The 17,805-nt window shown below is 58.4% G+C and carries 20 protein-coding genes; 7 read left to right on the top strand and 13 right to left on the bottom strand.

The window, feature by feature from the left end:
• Nucleotides 1-217: 217 nt before the first annotated feature.
• The 8 genes from JQ611_RS38390 to JQ611_RS38365 all read right to left on the bottom strand — a co-directional run bounded on the left by JQ611_RS38390 (nt 218) and on the right by JQ611_RS38365 (nt 7,436).
• The gene (locus JQ611_RS38390) at nt 218-475 is read right to left on the bottom strand and encodes a hypothetical protein (RefSeq protein WP_212387394.1); all 258 of its coding nucleotides are present in this window, start codon (nt 473-475) and stop codon (nt 218-220) included.
• A gap of 162 nt (nt 476-637) precedes the next feature.
• Nucleotides 638-1,030 (bottom strand): hypothetical protein, encoded by a 393-nt coding sequence (locus JQ611_RS38385; protein ID WP_212468411.1) that lies wholly within the window; start codon nt 1,028-1,030, stop codon nt 638-640.
• A gap of 64 nt (nt 1,031-1,094) precedes the next feature.
• Nucleotides 1,095-1,958 carry a hypothetical protein gene (locus tag JQ611_RS38380; RefSeq protein WP_212468410.1) on the bottom strand — a complete coding sequence of 288 codons (864 nt, stop codon included), beginning with the start codon at nt 1,956-1,958 and terminating at the stop codon, nt 1,095-1,097.
• A gap of 1 nt (nt 1,959) precedes the next feature.
• A complete protein-coding gene (locus tag JQ611_RS42625) occupies nt 1,960-2,094 on the bottom strand; it encodes a hypothetical protein (RefSeq protein ID WP_283816801.1) in 135 nt (44 codons plus the stop codon).
• A 41-nt stretch (nt 2,095-2,135) separates the two neighbouring features.
• The gene (locus tag JQ611_RS38375) at nt 2,136-3,923 is read right to left on the bottom strand and encodes an AI-2E family transporter (protein ID WP_212468408.1); all 1,788 of its coding nucleotides are present in this window, start codon (nt 3,921-3,923) and stop codon (nt 2,136-2,138) included.
• Nucleotides 3,924-4,304: 381 nt separating this feature from the next.
• On the bottom strand, nt 4,305-6,500 hold the full coding sequence (uvrA, locus tag JQ611_RS38370; RefSeq protein WP_249133797.1) for an excinuclease ABC subunit UvrA: 2,196 nt from the start codon (nt 6,498-6,500) through the stop codon (nt 4,305-4,307).
• Nucleotides 6,497-7,111, bottom strand: coding sequence for a hypothetical protein (locus tag JQ611_RS42255; protein ID WP_249133796.1), 615 nt, complete (start codon nt 7,109-7,111; stop codon nt 6,497-6,499). The genes uvrA and JQ611_RS42255 overlap by 4 nt, the downstream gene beginning before the upstream one ends.
• Before the next feature lie 124 nt (nt 7,112-7,235).
• Nucleotides 7,236-7,436, bottom strand: coding sequence for a hypothetical protein (locus tag JQ611_RS38365; protein ID WP_212468404.1), 201 nt, complete (start codon nt 7,434-7,436; stop codon nt 7,236-7,238).
• 113 nt (nt 7,437-7,549) lie between these two features.
• On the opposite strand from JQ611_RS38365, the gene JQ611_RS38360 reads away from it, so the two are divergent.
• From JQ611_RS38360 to JQ611_RS38340, 5 genes are all read left to right on the top strand, one after another.
• Nucleotides 7,550-8,077, top strand: coding sequence for a TraY domain-containing protein (locus JQ611_RS38360; protein WP_212468403.1), 528 nt, complete (start codon nt 7,550-7,552; stop codon nt 8,075-8,077).
• Nucleotides 8,078-8,144: 67 nt separating this feature from the next.
• Nucleotides 8,145-8,429 carry a hypothetical protein gene (locus JQ611_RS38355; protein WP_212468401.1) on the top strand — a complete coding sequence of 95 codons (285 nt, stop codon included), beginning with the start codon at nt 8,145-8,147 and terminating at the stop codon, nt 8,427-8,429.
• Nucleotides 8,426-9,556: a tyrosine-type recombinase/integrase gene (locus JQ611_RS42885; RefSeq protein ID WP_212468399.1), complete on the top strand. Its 1,131-nt coding sequence runs from the start codon at nt 8,426-8,428 to the stop codon at nt 9,554-9,556. Before JQ611_RS38355 ends, JQ611_RS42885 begins: the two co-directional genes overlap by 4 nt.
• Nucleotides 9,557-9,849: 293 nt before the next feature.
• Nucleotides 9,850-10,200, top strand: coding sequence for a hypothetical protein (locus tag JQ611_RS38345; protein ID WP_212468397.1), 351 nt, complete (start codon nt 9,850-9,852; stop codon nt 10,198-10,200).
• Between the two features lie 49 nt (nt 10,201-10,249).
• Entirely contained in the window at nt 10,250-10,489 is a 240-nt protein-coding gene (locus JQ611_RS38340; protein WP_212468395.1) for a hypothetical protein, read from the top strand.
• A 189-nt stretch (nt 10,490-10,678) separates the two neighbouring features.
• On the opposite strand, the gene JQ611_RS38335 is transcribed toward JQ611_RS38340, so the two are convergent.
• The 4 genes from JQ611_RS38335 to JQ611_RS38320 all read right to left on the bottom strand — a co-directional run bounded on the left by JQ611_RS38335 (nt 10,679) and on the right by JQ611_RS38320 (nt 12,414).
• Complete coding sequence (locus tag JQ611_RS38335) at nt 10,679-11,002, bottom strand: hypothetical protein (protein WP_212468394.1); 324 nt, start codon at nt 11,000-11,002, stop codon at nt 10,679-10,681.
• Between the two features lie 174 nt (nt 11,003-11,176).
• Nucleotides 11,177-11,635, bottom strand: a complete 459-nt coding sequence (locus tag JQ611_RS38330; RefSeq protein ID WP_212468393.1) for a TspO/MBR family protein — start codon at nt 11,633-11,635, stop codon at nt 11,177-11,179.
• Between the two features lie 273 nt (nt 11,636-11,908).
• Entirely contained in the window at nt 11,909-12,049 is a 141-nt protein-coding gene (locus JQ611_RS38325; protein WP_212468392.1) for a hypothetical protein, read from the bottom strand.
• Nucleotides 12,050-12,060: 11 nt separating this feature from the next.
• Nucleotides 12,061-12,414 (bottom strand): hypothetical protein, encoded by a 354-nt coding sequence (locus JQ611_RS38320; RefSeq protein ID WP_192740502.1) that lies wholly within the window; start codon nt 12,412-12,414, stop codon nt 12,061-12,063.
• Nucleotides 12,415-12,919: 505 nt separating this feature from the next.
• On the opposite strand from JQ611_RS38320, the gene JQ611_RS38315 reads away from it, so the two are divergent.
• Together JQ611_RS38315 and JQ611_RS38310 are read left to right on the top strand one after the other, a co-directional pair.
• Entirely contained in the window at nt 12,920-14,896 is a 1,977-nt protein-coding gene (locus JQ611_RS38315) for an AI-2E family transporter (RefSeq protein ID WP_212468390.1), read from the top strand.
• 880 nt (nt 14,897-15,776) lie between these two features.
• Nucleotides 15,777-16,952, top strand: a complete 1,176-nt coding sequence (locus JQ611_RS38310; RefSeq protein ID WP_212468389.1) for a zinc-dependent alcohol dehydrogenase — start codon at nt 15,777-15,779, stop codon at nt 16,950-16,952.
• 458 nt (nt 16,953-17,410) lie between these two features.
• Here the strand turns inward: JQ611_RS38310 and JQ611_RS38305 are convergent, their stop codons facing one another.
• The gene (locus JQ611_RS38305) at nt 17,411-17,629 is read right to left on the bottom strand and encodes a hypothetical protein (protein ID WP_212387376.1); all 219 of its coding nucleotides are present in this window, start codon (nt 17,627-17,629) and stop codon (nt 17,411-17,413) included.
• Nucleotides 17,630-17,805 lie beyond the last annotated feature (176 nt).

Raw genomic sequence — 17,805 nt, 5'->3', positions numbered from 1 at the left:
GCCGCTGGACGATAACCGGCGCCGAACAGCCACTCGAACCTGGGCTCAAACGTGCGCTACTTGAAAGCGGCGCAGCTTTCGAAGGCCCGGTGATTGGCTGCAAAAGATTGGGAAACGGCACACCGGGATTGAAATACTCGACAGAGCCGGTCGCGGACTCGTCCGCGAGCACTTTTCGCATAGACCGACCCGAACGCGGCGACCTAATTGCCCAATCTCAAGCAGCGGCGCGCCGGCGCCGGCGTTGGATCTTATGACCTACCAACTGAACAACATTCGGCGGAAGGTCCGTCGCTTCGGAATCCACCGGCGGCGTAAACGCGACCGGCGTGAGAAGCGGTTCAGCCAATGGCGTTTCAATCATGATTAGAAACTCACGGCCTTTCTCCGATATCTGCCACCCGCTAGGCTCTCGTAGCACGTAGCCGCTGGAGAAAATATCCAATCCAGGCGCGCGTGCGGCCAGCTTCTTCATCCTTTGTGACCAATCTGCGCCGCTACAAGTGAGAACCGCAACGTATTGCTTAAGGTCCGCAAGCGAGGCGCGCCCTTCAGGGTGTCCTGCTAAGACCTTCAAGACTGTGATCTGAAAATTCACGCCACGCCCCGCAACCGAGACCGAGTATAGTGGTGAAAGCTAAGGGCAGGATGAATTCTGGTCCATCTGGTTACGATCAAGAAACGGGACGGGATTGCCGATTTTTCCCAAGCGCGTTAAATCCGCAACATAATTGGAACCTTCCATTTTGTGCAAGTGCGTCACTTCGGCGGTGTGCTTGGGGGCGGCAGCCTTAATCTTGTACACCTCGGACATGGCTTTGCTCTCGAGTGCCTCGTCTCGTGCCTTGCCGCCGCGCGATATGAGAATGGGCGGCGCAAGGATTAGTCGGAGCCCGATCTCGCGTATCCGCGCCTTTCTAACTCGGAGGTAAAATGGCATTTCGGACACATAAACTGAATCATCGGCCGAGACGACCAGGACGGCTTGACGATGTTCAACGCCATCGGCCACGCCTTGCATTTTGGACATGGGATCAATACGGCATCGGGGGCGAGGTTGGGGGTTCTCATCCGATCCACCTCACCCCGCCCGTTCACACGGCTTCGCGTCGATACGCAACTCCAGACCCGCGAGCGCCCATCCAATGCGGCATCGGCGCACCGTCACGGTGACGTCCGCCTATACCGGCCGCTGCCCATGCGATGACAGCACCCGACAACAGAGCCGCGGCGACGGAGAACGCGAGGATCACCGAGCTCCGGCGAGATTTGGCTATCGCGGCCCGAGAATTTGCGATCACGCCATCGACCCGTTTTTCGGCTTCCGGCCCGGCAAGGCCGGTATTCGCCGCAATGAGTTGCGCCAGATAGGACCGGTCCTCACTGCTCATTCCCGAGTGGCTCGACGATGTTAGGAGGATTCGTCCGGCCTCCGCCCGCTCCTGCGAAAGGTCCACGTTCGCGGCGCGGCGCAATGGCCTGAACAACCGGTCGATCTCATAGCTCAACAGCGGCTCTGCAGCGCTGGTTCGTGCCGAGGACATGTTGCTGTTGGACCGTGTCAGGGACGCGCTTCCAAGCAACGCCGCAAGCGCCACCCCGAGAACGACGGCAAGCGCCCAGGCAGCGAGACCATGCAAGCCGTCGCGATGTTCGATTTCGTCAGCATCCGAAACGGCCGGCGCGACACTCGTTCGCCCCGCAATGTAGCCACCCACGCCGAAACTCAGTGCGGCCTGGATAATGAGATAGAGTCCCGACAGAATCCAAAGTGCGGCGGACGCGTCCCGCCACGTCGGCGCCGTCGACGAGATCCCCAACCCGACGGTCGCGCCGAACGCCAACAGGATCGACGACAGCGCGGTTGCCACCAGCGCACCCAGGATCGCCGGCGTCCAGTTCAAATACCTCGGGGAGACTCCAATGGGAGCCGCGCCGGGTTCAATCTGTTTCACCATGTCAGCGCAGCCCGAAGAACGACAACACGGCCAGGATGACGACGACCAAACCAACCAGATAAATCAAACCGTTCATTTTTCTCTCCTCGTTTCGTGACAGGTCGAGCCCGCAGTTCAGCGCGCCTTCCCGGCGCACGCTTTGGAGCGATATGCCAGGATTGAACTCGCGGACATTGCCTATTGTTCCCGACGCGTTTTGACGCTGGTACTTTTGGCTACAGCGGCGATGGTAGTCGCGAGCGACTGCGGCCCTACATCATCACTCCGTTGCTCCTTGTCCGCCTCGAACTGATTTCCCAACCGGCAGACGATGATCCTGGCCGAAGCTGCCCGCCGGGAGAACTTGCGAACCGTAAACGACAACCTCGCCTCCGATACCTCCTCCAGAAAACAGACGCAGATCGTTTCCGCGTTGCCGGCGTCAATCTCGGTATCGGCGCCGGAAACACGGGCGTTGATCCCTTCACGTTTCAGCGCATCTGCAACAATCAGCGCGGCGCAATCGTCGAGTCGACCCAGTCCGGGTATGCAGAAAACCGGCTTGCCCAGCTTGCGAGCGTCGATGTTGACAATCTTCCCCTTTTTGCCGGGCGCTTCGGCACTCGCGTTCCCCTCAGCGGTCTCGTGCGAGGCCATATCCTCGATGATTTCGGAAACCGTCTCGTGGATATTCTCGAGCCTGACGTCGTCAAGCCGGCCCTGGGCGGCATCGGCCTCAGCCAATCTCAGGGCGCCCAGCAGGATTTCTTCGTAATAGGCCAAAGCGGTCCCCTTCTTCAGGAACGACCGTGCCTGTTCGATCGCGTCAATCGGATCGCCCGTCAGCATGCGCTGGTATGCGGTCTGCTGCGGAGTCAACGCCGGCTGGTCTCCCAGCATGACGTCGATAAACTGGAGACGGTCGACGTGCCTGGCAAAGACGACCAGACACAGCGTCAGCGGAGTGGAGAGCAGAAGCCCCAAGGGTCCCCAGAGCCAGGTCCAGAACGATGCGGCCACGACCACGGCGACCGGGGACAGGCCGGCACTTCGCCCACAGACCAGCGGTTCGACAACATGGCCAGTCAGCGGCTCCACCACTGCGAACAAGGCGATCGTCCACAAGGTCATGGTCCAGTCGCTCCCGACCGCGGCGGCCAAAGCAATTGGCAAGCCGGCAGCGAGGATCGCGCCGATGTAGGGCACGAACCGAAGGATCATAGCCAGAAGTCCCCATAGCGGCGAGCTCGGGACGCCGATGACGGCCAGGCCCAGTCCGATCACGACGCCGAAAGTCGCATTCAGAATGAGTTGGGTCAGGAACAGCCTGCCTAACCGTTGCCCTGCGTCATCGAGCGCCGCCGTGGTGCGCTCCAAATCCTCGCTGCCGAGCAACCGGATGAACCGGTCGCGCAGATCCTCGCGCTGAAAAAGGAAGAAGATGAGGAAGATCACCACGATTCCGGTGGTGGTGAAGGGAGCTGCGAGTGGTCGCAGCATGGCGATCAGTGCCTCCGACGCGCCCGGGTCTGGCTGATGGACTTCGACCGGGATAGGCGTTCTTGCCGGGCCGTCCGACAACGATGGCTTCGCCGTTTCAGCATCGCCACTTCCGGGCGACTTGAGCTCCCTGTCCAGGTTCTTCAACAGGATGGAGGCGTTCTTGAGCACGCCCACGCTGCCAATCCTGTCCCGCAGATTATGGATTTTTTCGCCCAACGTGGATTGATAGCGCGGCAGGTCGCTCGCGAGTTGGTTGACCTCGATCATCACCATCGCCGCAAGACTGAGGGCGATGGCCAGCGCCAGGCTGACCGCACTGAGCACCGCTATCGACCGCGGCACTTTCATGCGCTGGAATGCCCTCACAAGGGGCGACAAGACAAAACTCAAGAGGACGGCGACTGCGATCGGAACGAGGATTTCGCGCGTGAAATAGAGGGCGGCGACGACAAGTGCGCCGATCAAGAAGTTTGAAAATGCCAAGCCAGCTGGGACCAACACCTCAATCTACCGATGCGCGAATCAACCCGGCACGGGAGTGCGCCGCGTAGCCACTTAATGGAAATCCTATTGGAAGGTTCCAATAGCCGACAACATGAGACGTTGTCTCGATGCGTCTCCACAGATGTTGGGTGCCTGCAATAGTCACCGGGACGAAGTGGTAATCGTCGGTGCCCTCGTTGCTCCTCGCTGACCCTCCACGGAACCAAATCTGAACATTGCACTTTCATCGATGCATCATGAAACTGGAGGAAGGACTCAGCATTTGGCATCTGCTGCTGTGATACTCGCCCTTGGCACCGGCGTGGCGGACGCTCTGCGATGACCAGCCCTTTGCCACTTGCCGTCACGGGCAACGGTCGTTTACCGAACTCGGGCGAGATATTTAGCTGTCCGACTTTGAGGCGTGGACGCAACCCGTTCTGGCGGCCCTGATGCAACGATCCGGCCGCCCTCGTCGCCCGCTCCCGGCCCAATGTCGATGATCCAGTCGCTGGCTGCCGCTACCCCCATATCATGCTCGACAACGACTACGGTGTTTCCAGACTCGACGAGACCGTCAAGTTGAACCATCAGTTTCGCCACGTCCGACGGGTGCAAGCCCGTGGTGGGTTCGTCAAGCACGTAGAGTGTCTCGCCACGTTGCGAACGTTGCAATTCGGTGGCGAGTTTAATGCGCTGTGCCTCGCCGCCTGATAGTTCCGTGGCTGATTGACCGATCCGAATGTATCCCAGCCCGACCTCTTGAAGAACGCCCAAGGACCGACGGAGAGATGCGTCGTCGGTGAAAAACTCAAATGCTGAATTTACCGTCATGGCGAGCACATCAGCAATCGACTTGTCTCGAATCTTGATCTCCAGCGTCCTCGCGTTGTAGCGCGCCCCCTTGCAGGTCGGGCAAGGTGCGTACACGCTCGGAAGAAAGAGCAGTTCAACGCTTACAAATCCCTCCCCCTGGCAGGTTTGGCAGCGTCCCTTCGCAACATTGAATGAGAAACGACCAGCATCATAGCGCCTGGCGCGAGCCTGCTTCGTGGCTGCGAACAGCTTGCGGACATGATCGAAGAGACCTGTATAAGTCGCAAGGTTCGAGCGCGGCGTTCGGCCAATCGGCTTCTGATCGACCACAACCAGCCGCTTTATGCCGTCGAGACCTTCGACAATGTCGCCACCAAACGTTTCTACGCCCGCATCAAGCGCGTCATCATCTTCGCTAGGCTCCTTTCGCTGACCCAGTTTGTCGCCAACGGCCTCCACCAGAAACTGACTGATCAGGCTCGACTTCCCGGACCCCGAAATTCCGGTGACGCTCGTAAATACTGCCAGCGGAATGTCGACGTCGAGACGGTCGAGGTTGTTGCGGGTAACTCCCCGAAGCTTGACCCATTTTTGAGGATGCCGAGGCGACCTCGTGGCCGTTTGACCTTCCGCAAACAAGTAGCGCCGCGTCTGAGATTCTCGCACTTCGGCGAGGCCTGATAATGGACCGCAATATAGTATCTCGCCGCCCTGCTCTCCGGCACCCGGGCCGACGTCGACAATCCAGTTTGCGTGTCGGATGATGTCGAGTTCGTGCTCGACGACGAAAAGCGAATTTCCCGCAGCTTTCAAACGCTCCAGCGCGCGAAGCAATGCCTCGGTGTCAGCCGGGTGAAGTCCAGCCGACGGTTCGTCCAATACGTAGACCACCCCAAACAGGTTGGATCGAACCTGTGTCGCCAGACGAAGTCGCTGTAGTTCGCCGGGAGACAGCGTCGGCGTGCTGCGCTCAGGGGTCAAATAACCGAGCCCGAGATCGAGCAGCACGTCCAAACGCCCGAGAAAATCTTCCGTAATACGCTGGACGACGAGAGCCTTCTCAGGATGAGTGTCGGAAACACTGCTTCTGCCATTCAGATAGGGTTGAAGAAGTTCGCCAAGTCGCTTCAGCGGCAGCCGTGAGATTTCGGCGATATCCATTCCGGCAAAGGTAACCGATAGCGCCTCCGGCCTTAATCGCTTGCCGTTGCAGACTGGGCAGTCGGTACTGGACAGAAACTGCGTCACACGACGTTTCATCATCGCACTTTGCGTCGTGGCGAAGGTCTGCAGCACATACTTGCGGGCGCCGGTGAAGGTCCCCAGATAACTGGGCTCCTCCTTGCGCTTGAGCGCTCGCTTTGTCTCGGCGGGAGTATATCCGGCGTAGACCGGCACTGTCGGTTGTTCGTCAGTAAAGAGGATCCAATTGCGGTCCTTCTTCGGAAGCTCTCGCCATGGCCTATCGACATCGTAGCCGAGGGTGACCAGAATGTCCCGCAGGTTCTGCCCTTGCCAGGCAGTCGGCCACGCGGCGACGGCCCGTTCCCGAATGGTCAGCCTGTCATCAGGCACCAGCGAGCGCTCACTGACCTCGTGGACGCGGCCGATGCCATGGCAATTCGGACAGGCTCCCTCTGGCGTGTTCGGCGAGAACGCCTCCGCGTACAGCAACGGCTGGTTAGCCGGGTAGTCACCAGCGCGCGAATACAGCATTCGCAGCAGGCTTTTTTCATCTTTGAGCGAGATGTACTCGGTCATATCGCCGCCTCGCTTTCTTTCGGCACCAGCACCGGCGGCAGCGCCCGCTCGAACGCATTCCGTAGGCCCGTCCCATGATTGAGGCTTGCCGCCAGTAACGGCGGCGAGTCGAACAACAGCGGCAGCGCGCGTCTGGCATCCAGAATGACGACGCCCCTGCGTCGCGCCTGAAGCCATTGCAGCACGCCCTCGCAAACCAGCAACCCCGCGGCATCAGGTTGCATGGCGTCGATCTGGTCGGCACCGATCATGCAGGCGTGGCCGGCCCAGGTCGCGACGCGGTCGGTTCTCGGGCACCAGGCGGCGACGTCCTGCACGTCGCCGTAGCGGTCGCGAATGCGGAACGTCAGCGCGTTTGCATCGCCCTCGGCAAAGTCGAACGTCTCGCCGTCGACATGCCATTCGATGCAATCCATCAACAGCATGTCGATGTCGCCTTCAGGCGAAAGCGCGAGCGCCGTGGCGGGCACGCCGTGCGTGGCGAACCAATCTATCCAGAGCTGGCTCAACGGGCGGCCGGCGTTCTGGCACTCGGCAAGGCAGCACCAATAGACCGCCCCGAGGGCTGATAGCCGCTCGATGCTGGCCGCCTCGGTTCTGGATTTTGACATGGGTCGGCACCTCGGGTGAGGGCCGGCACGGTCTTGCGAACGGACGAAAAAACAGCATGTATGGGCGCGTTCCACCACGCCCATTGCCCGGCTTTCCGTCTGCGTCGCTCGCAGGCGGGCCGGGTTATGTCTCGTCAATCTGCAATTGTTTACGCAGCCATGCCGTCGAAACGGTCTCTTTCAGACCACTGTCGATCACCGGCATCTTGCCCTCGGCGACGGCCGCGTCAGTGGCCCGGCGTCCCCAGCCGAGCGCCCGGCCGGCCCAATATTTCGGCACCGCCAGACGCTCCATCACCGCACGCTGGATTTCCTGGTCATCCATGTAGACACCTATTTGTGCAGTGGAAAGTGACGTCATTAAAATATAAGGCTGGTCGTCTTGCAAGAAATTTCGACGTGGAATATGATGTCACAAATTGAACGGAACGGCACGATATGACCGACGATGAGCCGAAACGGGGACGAGGCCGGCCTAAAGTTTATGGCAAGCGGCAGAACTTTGCCTTTCGTGTCACCGAGGAAACGCGGCAACGCCTGGTCGAAAGCGCAACGCGGGCCGGCCGTTCGTTGAGCGAGGAAATCGAGTTTCGCATCAACCGGGATTTCGGTTGGGAAGCCGCCAAAAACGACATCGAGGAAATGAAACGGCGCGCGTTGCTCTGGGAAGATGCCGCCCGCGTCAAGGCACTGCGTGCTGCGGGGATTACCATCTTGCGCGAAATTGAGGGCCGGCCGACCCGGGCAATCGTTGACATCGAAACGTTGCTTGCCGAGGCCGACGGCATTGTGCGCGGGCTGCGGTCGGGATTTGTCGACCCGAAAGCGCCGCCGACAGTTTCCGAGCCGCGCGCCATGACCCAAGAGGAAGCCGAGCGGGCGCTCGCTCAAATCGACGAAATCAGGCGCAGCATCGAGGGCGCGAGAGCGTATGGCGTATGGCGGCGGAAGACGCCAAGGCCCTGAAAGACCAGAAAGAGTAACGTGAAAGCCTTTAGTTAGGGGAATGCAACATGCCGCAGGGAATTCGGTGATGCATGAAAGCGCCGCCGGCGAGGGCTTCGAACTCGTCGATTTCGCGCCGCGTCGCCGCCGCGGCCGGCCGCCTGGCATCCATACGGCGCGCCGGCCGGCGGCATTTCGCTCGGCTGACGTCCGGCGGGCGGTCACCGGCGTGCGCCGCGCCGGCCTCGAACCGGACTCGGTGACTGTTGATGCTGACGGGAAAATCACGCTGCATATGAGCCGGTCAATCGATCAGGCCGGCGACAAGAGGGGCTCACTTTGGGACAAGTTACTGGACGAGGGCGAAAAGTGACGCGCTGGCGGTGGGGCGTACCGCACGTTGACCACCAGGTGGACCGCCACGGACATCCACGTTGGTGGTATCGCCGCCGCGGCGAGAAACGGCTCGGCGCGTTGCCGATGCCAGGCACGCCGGATTTCCTCAACGTGTGGAAGGCGCTCGACGACGTCGCGCGCGGCGCGGCGATGCCGGCGCTCGGGGCGAGCCGCACGCGACCGGGTTCGCTGTCGGCCGCGCTGGTCGCTTACTACACCTCGCCAGCCTGGACCGTCGAACTCGCCGAGAGTTCGCGCAACATGCGGCGGCCGATACTGGAAAAGTTGCGCGCAAAATTCGGCGATGCGCCGCTGAAAGAATTGCGGCGCGACCATGTACAGGCGTTGCTCGACAAGCTGAAACCGAACGCACAAAAGAATTGGTCGAAGGCGCTCACCGGCCTCATCAAGTTTGCGCTACGAGCGGGGCTGATAAAAGAAAGCCCGATGGCCGGCGTGGTGAAAGACAAGGCACCGAAAACCGGCGGGCTGCCGGCCTGGACCGAGGACCATTTGATAACGGCGCGCGCGCGCTATCCGCTCGGCACGCGTCAGCGGCTCGCCGTCGAAATCATGGTCAACACCGGATTGCGCCGCTCTGACGCTTACCGCCTCGGGCCGAACGACATCAAAGGCGGTTGGGTTCGCGATTTCGAGGCGAAAAAAACCGCGCGGACCACCGGCGTCAAAATCAACGTGCCGGTGCGGCCGGAATTGGCGGCGGCGATTGCGGCGATGAAAACCATCGGAACGAAAACCTTCCTGGTAACCGAACAGGGCAAACCGTTCGCGAGCGAGGCGTCGTTCGGCAATTGGATGCGCGACGTTTACGACGCCGCCGAATTGCCCGACGTCGCCAACCACGGCTTGCGCAAGCTGGCGGCAATCCGGCTGGCGTTTGCCGGCGTCGATGTCTGGGGCCTGATGAAAGTGTTTGGCTGGAAAACGGTTGCGCAAGCGCAAGTGTATGTCGAACAGGCCGAGGCGATGCGCATGGCGGGTCAGGCGTTCGACAAGCTTGAAGCCTATGAGGCCGGGAACGCAACGGGTCCAAATCCGTCCCAACCCTCGCCTAAAAGGTTGGGACGCAAACCAAAAAACTGAACGGAACCAAAGGGTCGCAATTTACATGGCGATCCCAGCAGGATTCGAACCTGCAACCACGGAGTAGAAATCCGTTACTCCATTCGCACTAGGGAAAACGTTCCTGCGCACGGGGCGCGAGACCGCAAGCGGGACGGGGCTATCCTTCAACCCTCTCGCGAGGGTTCGTGGTCGGCTATCCCCGTGCGTGCGCCCTGTTACGACGGATACGACGCACCTCGACTACCGCTCTTGCCGCAGTTGAGGCGTGGACGGCTTGGAGCAACTTTTAGACGATGTCTTAGTTGTCGTGCATGACAGACACCATGCAGGATAAACGAGCGTCCACTGCTTCCCCTCAAACTGGTCACAAGGTCGACCCAAAAAAGCCGATAGAGACTACTGAGCAATTGCGCATTGCAATCGACCAGGGCAGCGGCAAGGTCGACGCGACGGACCCCGCTGCCGCTCCCCTCGGAACCGACGATGAAGCCGGTGGAGTTCCTAACACCGCAGCGCAGGTCCGATTGGCCGCCGCTCACGAGATTCGCCCGACAAAAAAAAGACAGCGCGCTACAGGGCTGGGGCATGCCTGGTGGCTCATCGGCTCTACTTTGTTCATTGGTATTTCGATCGTCGCTTCTATGCTTTTCGTCGCGCGGTGAGTACAGGACCAAGCCCCTTTCGCTCCGTTAAGCGCCAAAGGAGATACTTATGAGCGATTTTACAGACAGGCGCGGCGGCGCGTACGACCCAGTTACCAAGGCGGGCAATCCTCCACCCCATCAGGTTAAAGAGAACGCCACGCCGAGCCAGAAGGCACAGCGGGGCGCGGACGTACGGCCCAAGCCGATGCCGGGACCGGACGAAGGTAATTACCCGCTGCCTGAAGGACTACGGAAGGAACGAAAAAGCCCGCTCAATAAGGATACGGGACGGCGCTCGAAGACTTAGTTTGGATAACGCTGCCAATGTTCGTGATACACTGCATGAATACGCAGCATCAAAACATGTTCGAGTGGATGCATCAGCAGATCAAACGTTCGCGCCTATAACTCTGCTAGGGGCGGTGGCACGAGATTGGCCGCGCAGAGTTCTTCTTTCGGGGAAGAAAAAGCCCGCATCGCTGCGGGCTTCTTATTTCTAGTACCAGCCCGGGCCACCGCCGAACCCGAACGAAACGCTCGGGCCACCATAACCATAGCCTCTGCCATAGTACGGTCCGCCGCCGTATCCGCCACCATAGTAGGGACGGGGGGCGTAATAGCCGTAGCTGTTGCCGTAATACGGACGATAGGCACGATGCCCGTAGTGACGATGATGCCGACGCTGAGAACTGATGTCGGTAGACGGCTGCGTTACGACGGTTGACGCTTTCGCCTTCGCCGTATTGTCCGCAGCATTTGCGGCAGAACCGCCGAGCAGCGCTGCTGCACCGACGGCAAATATGATAGCTAACTTATTCATTTGAACACTCCAGTTACATGTGGAGTGCTAATTGATGCGCATATCTTACGTTCCGATGTGCGACATTAAATTGGTGTAAGTTATTGAACAGCCGTTCATATTCACGTCCAACCGGCCCATTATTACTCTACTGGCATAGTTTTCGGAATCTCACGAGTTCCGGGCCAGGCGACGTCAGTTGAGCCGGTAAAGGGAATAGTTGAGAAGGGAAGCGAAGGCGACCCAACCCGCATAGGGAATAAACAAGGCAGCGGCCATTCGATTCTCATGCCATTGCACCCAGATAAAACTCACAATGACGGCCAATAGGGTCAGGATAATTGCAAGGGCGAACGTCATATGGTGAAGCGTGAAGAAAACTGGCGACCAAAGAAAATTCAAGATCATTTGCGCTAGCCAGAACTGCATTGGAAGAGCGGTCGCATCGTCTTGCAGATAGGTTCGCCACCCCGCCACCGCGATCATCACATAGAGGACCGTCCAGGTTGGGGCGAAGATCCAATTTGGCGGATTGAAGGGTGGCTTATGCAGCCCGGCATACCATGCACCCGGCAAGTTGGTAGCGCCGACCGCCCAGCCGATACCGACAACCAAAACGATGAAAAGAGCGAGAGATCGGTGCCGTTTTGCCATGCCTCAGCCTTGGCTGCGCCGGAGTTAAAAGTCGATGGCAGAGCGTGGCAATTGCAGCCCAACCATGCAGGCGCCTGCCGATTAGGCGCAAATTTTACGTCCGCGCTTTGAGCAGAGAGTGTCAGATGACCCGAAAGCCACCTTGAAAAACAAGCCATCTCCGAAAAAAGCGGCCTCGATTAGCCATGGAGACAATCCTCCAAGGTCGGGCGGCGTAGGATTGCTCCTGTCCAAACGCCGCCCGGTTACTTTCTAAATCAATCCATCAGATCATCAGCGCTTGGACTTCTTCTTCTTCGCCTTTTTTGTCTTCTTGGGCATCATTTTCTTGACAGCCTTCTTTGCCTTTTTAGCCATCGACTTCGCGGCCTTGACTACCTGCTTGGTAACGGATTTCTTAGCCTTCTTAGCCACAGCATTCTCCTTCAGCGTTTTGACTTTTTCGACGTCTTCTTCGTTTTCTTAGTGGCTGATTTCTTACCAGCCTTCTTACTAGCCTTCTTGCCGGCTATCTTCGTACCTGATTTCGCTTTGGACCTATTTTTGCTCTTGGCGACCTTTGATGCGCGGGACGACTTTTTTGCCTTCTTCACGACCTTTGTTATGGCTTTTACCGGGGCGGTTTTCGCCGTCGCTTTCCTCACACGTTTGACCACGGCCTCGGCCGCTGTGTGAGCCAACACGGTGGCTCCGCTGACCACCAATTCGCCAACGATCTCGCCGATATCCTTCTTGGGCTCTTCCGTAGTCTGTTCGCTCGATTTCTTCTCGGTGTCCATGACGTACGCCCTCCAGAGTGCGTAGCAGCAACGTAACTGATTCTGACCGCCACGATGGGATCATGCGGTAGCCTAGCAGGGAACAAACGCGGCGGTTCGAGAACGTTTCCCCGACCTAGGACGCCGCACCTCTTTCATCTCTTCTAACGCGCGATTGCCCCTCAGGCACAGGAACGAAGGACAGTTTTGCTCGTTCAACCTGCGCTGCAACATCTCCCTGGTCTTTCAGGATATCGTGCATGCACTGTCGAGCGCCCCGATGACCATAGCCCACCGCAGAGAGAGCACTTTCTCAACTTTCTTGAATCAAGGCCGGCAATTGGCCCGCATGGCTCACAGTATTCATTGGAGTTCTTGCAACGGACGTATGGTCCATCAAACGACAACCGGCCCAGTAACGTCAGCCATCAAAGACATTGTTCTGGCCGTCTCATCGGAAAAGTTCAGCGGGATAGAAGACGGTCCGAAGCCCGGACCAGTCTTCTGGCGTTAAACAGAGGTCAAGATGGCCAATCAGCCATTCAAAGCGCGCACCTCAGAGGAATTGATTGCACTGCAAAGTGCGGTAGCAACCGCGGTTCTGGCTGTAATCATCGTGATGACGCTCTATTTCGGACGCGACATCGTCATCCCGATTGCGCTGGCAATTCTGCTTAGTTTTGTCCTGGCCCCCCTTGTGGGACTGCTTCAACGAACGCGCGTTCCTCGCGCAATTGCGGTCGTAAGCGTCGTCGTCCTTGCCTTTGCGTTGCTCTTTGCAATAGGCAGCCTCCTTGCATCGCAATTAACGCAACTCGCTAGTGAGTTGCCGCGCTATCAATCTACGATAAGTGAGAAGATACAGCTGTTTCGAGACACCACGGCTGGCCGGGGCACACTCGAACGCGCCTCTGGGATGCTGAAGGACTTGAGCAAAGAACTCGATAAGCCGAAAGACGCCGGGTCCGCACTCGGTGCGAATACGATAGTCAACCCCAAAGCGCCACTTACTCCAGTGCCCGTAGAGGTGCGGCAACCGGATCCAGGCGCTCTGGAAAGTTTGCAGGCGTTAATCTCGCCACTCCTGCACCCACTCGCTACGACGGGTATCATTATCATTTTTGTGATTTTCATCTTGCTTCAACGGGAAGACCTCCGTAACCGGCTCATTCGGCTCGCAGGGTCGCATGACCTCCAACGCACAACGGCAGCACTCGACGACGCGGCCAGGCGCCTCAGTCGGCTTTTCCTAATCCAACTCCTATTGAACGGAGCGTTCGGCGTAGTCATTGGCGCTGGCCTATGGTTCATAGGTGTTCCAAGTGCCATCCTCTGGGGAATCTTAGCGGCTGTTTTGCGATTCGTGCCCTACATCGGCGCAGCTATCGCCGCGGCCTTTCCATTGGCTCTTGCCGTTGCCGTGGATCCGACGTGGTCGATGCTGCTCTGGACTCTTGGCCTCTTTCTAATAGTGGAGCCGATTGTTGGGCACGTGATCGAGCCGATGGTCTATGGTCACAGCACCGGGCTTTCCCCAGTGGCCGTTGTCGCGTCTGCCACGTTTTGGACCGCGCTTTGGGGTCCAATCGGGCTAGTGTTGGCGACTCCCTTAACTGTCTGCCTAGTGGTGCTCGGGCGGCATGTGGAACGCTTAGCATTTCTTGACGTAATGTTTGGTGACCGGCCCGCGCTTTCCCCACCTGAGATTTTCTATCAGCGGATGCTTGCGGGAGATCCAACCGAAGCTTCCGATAAGGCGGAAGAGTTCTTGAAGGAAAGATCCCTTAGTTCCTATTACGATGAAGTAGCGTTGAAGGGCTTGCAATTGGCTCAAGCTGATGCAGATCGCGGCGCTCTCGATCAGGAACGTTTGACAAAAATTAGAGATGCGGCGATCGAGTTTGCTAACAACCTTTCTGATCAGGACGATCGTCCGGCGCCAAAAGTCCGCTCAACTTCGGACGCAGAAGCGACCTCGGCGGTGGAGAGCGTGGCTGAAGACGCGCCAAACGCAAATCTGCCAATCGTCAGCAAGGAGGATCTGCCAAGCGAATGGCAGAGCGAATGTCCGATTTTATGCATGGGTGGGCGTAGTTTAATTGATGAAGCCGCCGCCATTATGCTGGCGCAGCTTTCTTCTGCACATGGGCTGGCGGCTCGCGTCGAGGGACCCGAAGCGCTGACAACCTCCAATATCTTTCGGCTCCAGACAGACGGTGTCTCGATAGTATGCCTAGTCTATTTGGATGGGACTGGACCCGCTCATATGCGCTATGCCGTTCGACGTCTTCGTCGAAAATTGCCGAAAGCAGCCATAATTCTGTGCTGCTGGCTTAAGGACATTGATCAGGCAGAGTTGGAGCGGCTCCGCGAGGCAGCAAAGGCGGATCTGATCGCGAGCAACCTCGGCGAAGCGATCAAATTGGCAATTGAGGCCACGGGCTTGAACGTCGACAGCCTGAAGACAAAGCACGACGAACTATCTGCAACAACGGCGGCTTAACTCCGGCAACGTCTGCCGCAGCATCGACTTTTCGGTTGGCAGAGTATCTTGCGCGGCACCGCTCGTCCTTTCCACCGAAAATGCGATTGTATCGATCGGGCTAGTTGGGCGCTGTTCGCCGTTATGGGCGGATACCAAATTTTGCTTGGCAGGATGTTCGCACTGGCGAAACTCCTGACGGCGGTGATGTTAACGTTGGCCATGGTCTGATCGGTTGCTGTCTGCGAACTACAGCGCAGCTCGGGCAACGGCGCGGCGGGCGTCTTAGTCGTAATTTTACCGCGCATATATTCTTGCTTGGGTCGGAGGTGCCAAAGTCGTCGCCGATGGGCGATCGGCTAGAACCGAGCCTGCGAGAAACGCTCAGACGCTTCAGCACGTCCAGTCCGCACGTTGACACGCTTGCGGATCAGCGTCGAAGTTGAACCGGGACCGGATCGAAGGGCGCAGGTATGTCAGGCACCGGACAATTCCGGAGCCTTTTTAACGACCCTGAATCCTATCCACCGTACAACTGGACTCGATCAATGGCGCGTAAAAGCAATACGAAATGGTCCCAGGAGGACGACCGGCGGCTTCTCGAGTTGCGAGCGGCGGGGAAGTCAGTCCTCTCGATTGGGCTCATGCTTAGGCGGTCGTCGTCAGCCATAGAGGGCCGCTTGGGGGTTCTAAAAGCAAAGGCGCGGGGCATAAAGTCGGAGCAGTTGATGGCAAACGGCGCGGCCGCCGGCGATTAGTCTTGACTTGCTTAAAGAGGCGCGCTGTCAAGTTGCGACTGTGAATCGTCTTGCTACATTTGGAACGTTTGGGGCATGAGCCGGTTGCGCTCAGACGACATGGACCAGGGTTGTGCATGCCGTTTCCGCAATGGAGAACGACCATGCGCGCATTGTGTTGGCACGGCAAAGGCGACGTTCGCGTCGACACGGTGCCCGATCCCAAGATTCAGCACCCGCGAGATGCGGTGATCAAGATTACCGCCTGCGCAATTTGCGGCTCCGACCTCCATCTCCTTGATGGCTATCAGCCGACCATGGAAAGCGGGGATATCCTCGGCCATGAGAATATGGGCGAGGTGATTGAACTCGGGTCCGAAGTCAAAAATTTAGAGATCGGCGATCGCGTCGTCGTCCCTTTCACCATCAGCTGCGGCCAATGCTGGTTCTGCCAGAAGGGCCTGTTTTCGTGCTGCGACCGGACCAATCCGAATGCCGAAATCGCCGCAAAAGCCATGGGTCAATCGCCCGCTGGGCTATTCGGCTTCAGCCATATGCTGGGCGGATACGCCGGCGGGCAGGCCGAGTATCTCCGCGTTCCGATGGCTGATGTGGGGCCGCTTAAGGTACCGGACAACGTGACTGACGAGCAGGCGCTGTTCCTGTCAGATATCTTCCCGACCGGCTATATGGCCGCCGTGAACGCGCAGATTGAGCCGGGCGACACCGTGGCAATCTGGGGCTGCGGTCCTGTAGGGCAGTTCGCGATCCGCTCCGCGCTGCTGCTTGGAGCCGGACGCGTGATCGCAATCGACGAAGTCTCCGAGCGGCTGGCCATGGCAGAAGCCGGCGGTGCCGAGACTATCGATTTCTCGAAAACCGATGTCTACGACGAACTCATGAAACGGACCAACAAACGTGGCCCGGATAGCTGCATCGACGCGGTCGGCTGCGAGGCATCCGGTCACGGCGCGACCGACGCCGTACTTGACAAAGTGAAGGCTGCAGCATTTTTGGCGACGGATAGGGTTCACGTTCTCCGCGAGGCGATCATGTGCTGCCGCAAGGCGGGTACGGTCTCAATACCCGGCGTTTACGTAGGCATGGGCGACAAAATACCGCTCGGCGCAGCCATGAATAAGGGGCTGACGATCAAGACCGGCCAGACCCACGTGCAGGCCTATACGAAGCCGCTTCTGAAGCTCATTGAAGCTGGCGATATCGACCCGAGCTTCGTCGTAACGCATCCTGCGAGCCTCGAAGACGCGCCGGAAATGTATAAGAAGTTCCGGGACAAGAAGGACGGTGTGATCAAGGTCGTGTTGCGGCCGGGACGATAGTTTCCAGCTTGAGGTTCGGCGAAGTCACATGTTTTTCTTCTTTTCAAACCGGATTGGCTGCTTTGGCTCGCTCATCCTCTCGGCCGTCGTTACGGTGGTCCTTCTCCTCATCTTCGGAGTTCTTCGCTTCTGACCCAATAATGACTGTGCATCTAACGCTTCTACCGGCCTCCCTTGAATTGCTGACTAGGTCAGCTCTTGAACCTTCGTTCGCCCCGTTTCCCGGCAACAGTTTTCAACCACGCCAAACCGATAAAAATGAGCGCGACGTTCGACGTTACCGCTGACCTCGAGAATTGCGTGAAAGTAGCCGTTAGCCAAGAGTCGCTCTGAGCAGATCTGTGACCACCCAAGCCAGAAACGTCGCTATTGCGGCCAAAATCATTGTTGGATGGCGAGTACTGGCAATCTGGCGCCTGACGTTATCCCAAAAATTGCTCAAGGTCCCTCCGCCAAAGTCAACTGTCCGGCCCGATCTGGAGCTCAAGCAACGCTAACCGCTGCAAAGCGAGTGGATCGCATTCGCCATCCCGGACGAGTCGAAGGATTGTTTCCGCCAAGCGATGGATGATGTGTGAACTGACCGGCTCCGGAAGTGCGTTGATGGCATCCTGGAGCGCGATATCCATCATCTGGATCGCTTCCGGAGAAAATGACGCATCCGCAAAGTCCTTCATGTTTCTGCACGGCAAGGGGTTGAAGCATGCCGGTAACGGGAAAAAATGGCAATCGTTCCAAAATCATCGTTGGGACCGTGTGGGGGTCGCAAGACGAGGGGCTTCAAGGTTTCTGGACAGGGACGCGGACATGCGACCAGCGCGATAGGGTAGTCGGGGACAGCGACGAGCAGTTC

It is taken from the genome of Bradyrhizobium sp. AUGA SZCCT0182, from assembly GCF_018130185.1.
In the GTDB taxonomy this organism is placed as follows: Bacteria; Pseudomonadota; Alphaproteobacteria; order Rhizobiales; family Xanthobacteraceae; genus Bradyrhizobium.
Note: the sequence above shows the minus strand (reverse complement) of the source record. Positions and strands in the feature narration are given on the sequence as shown.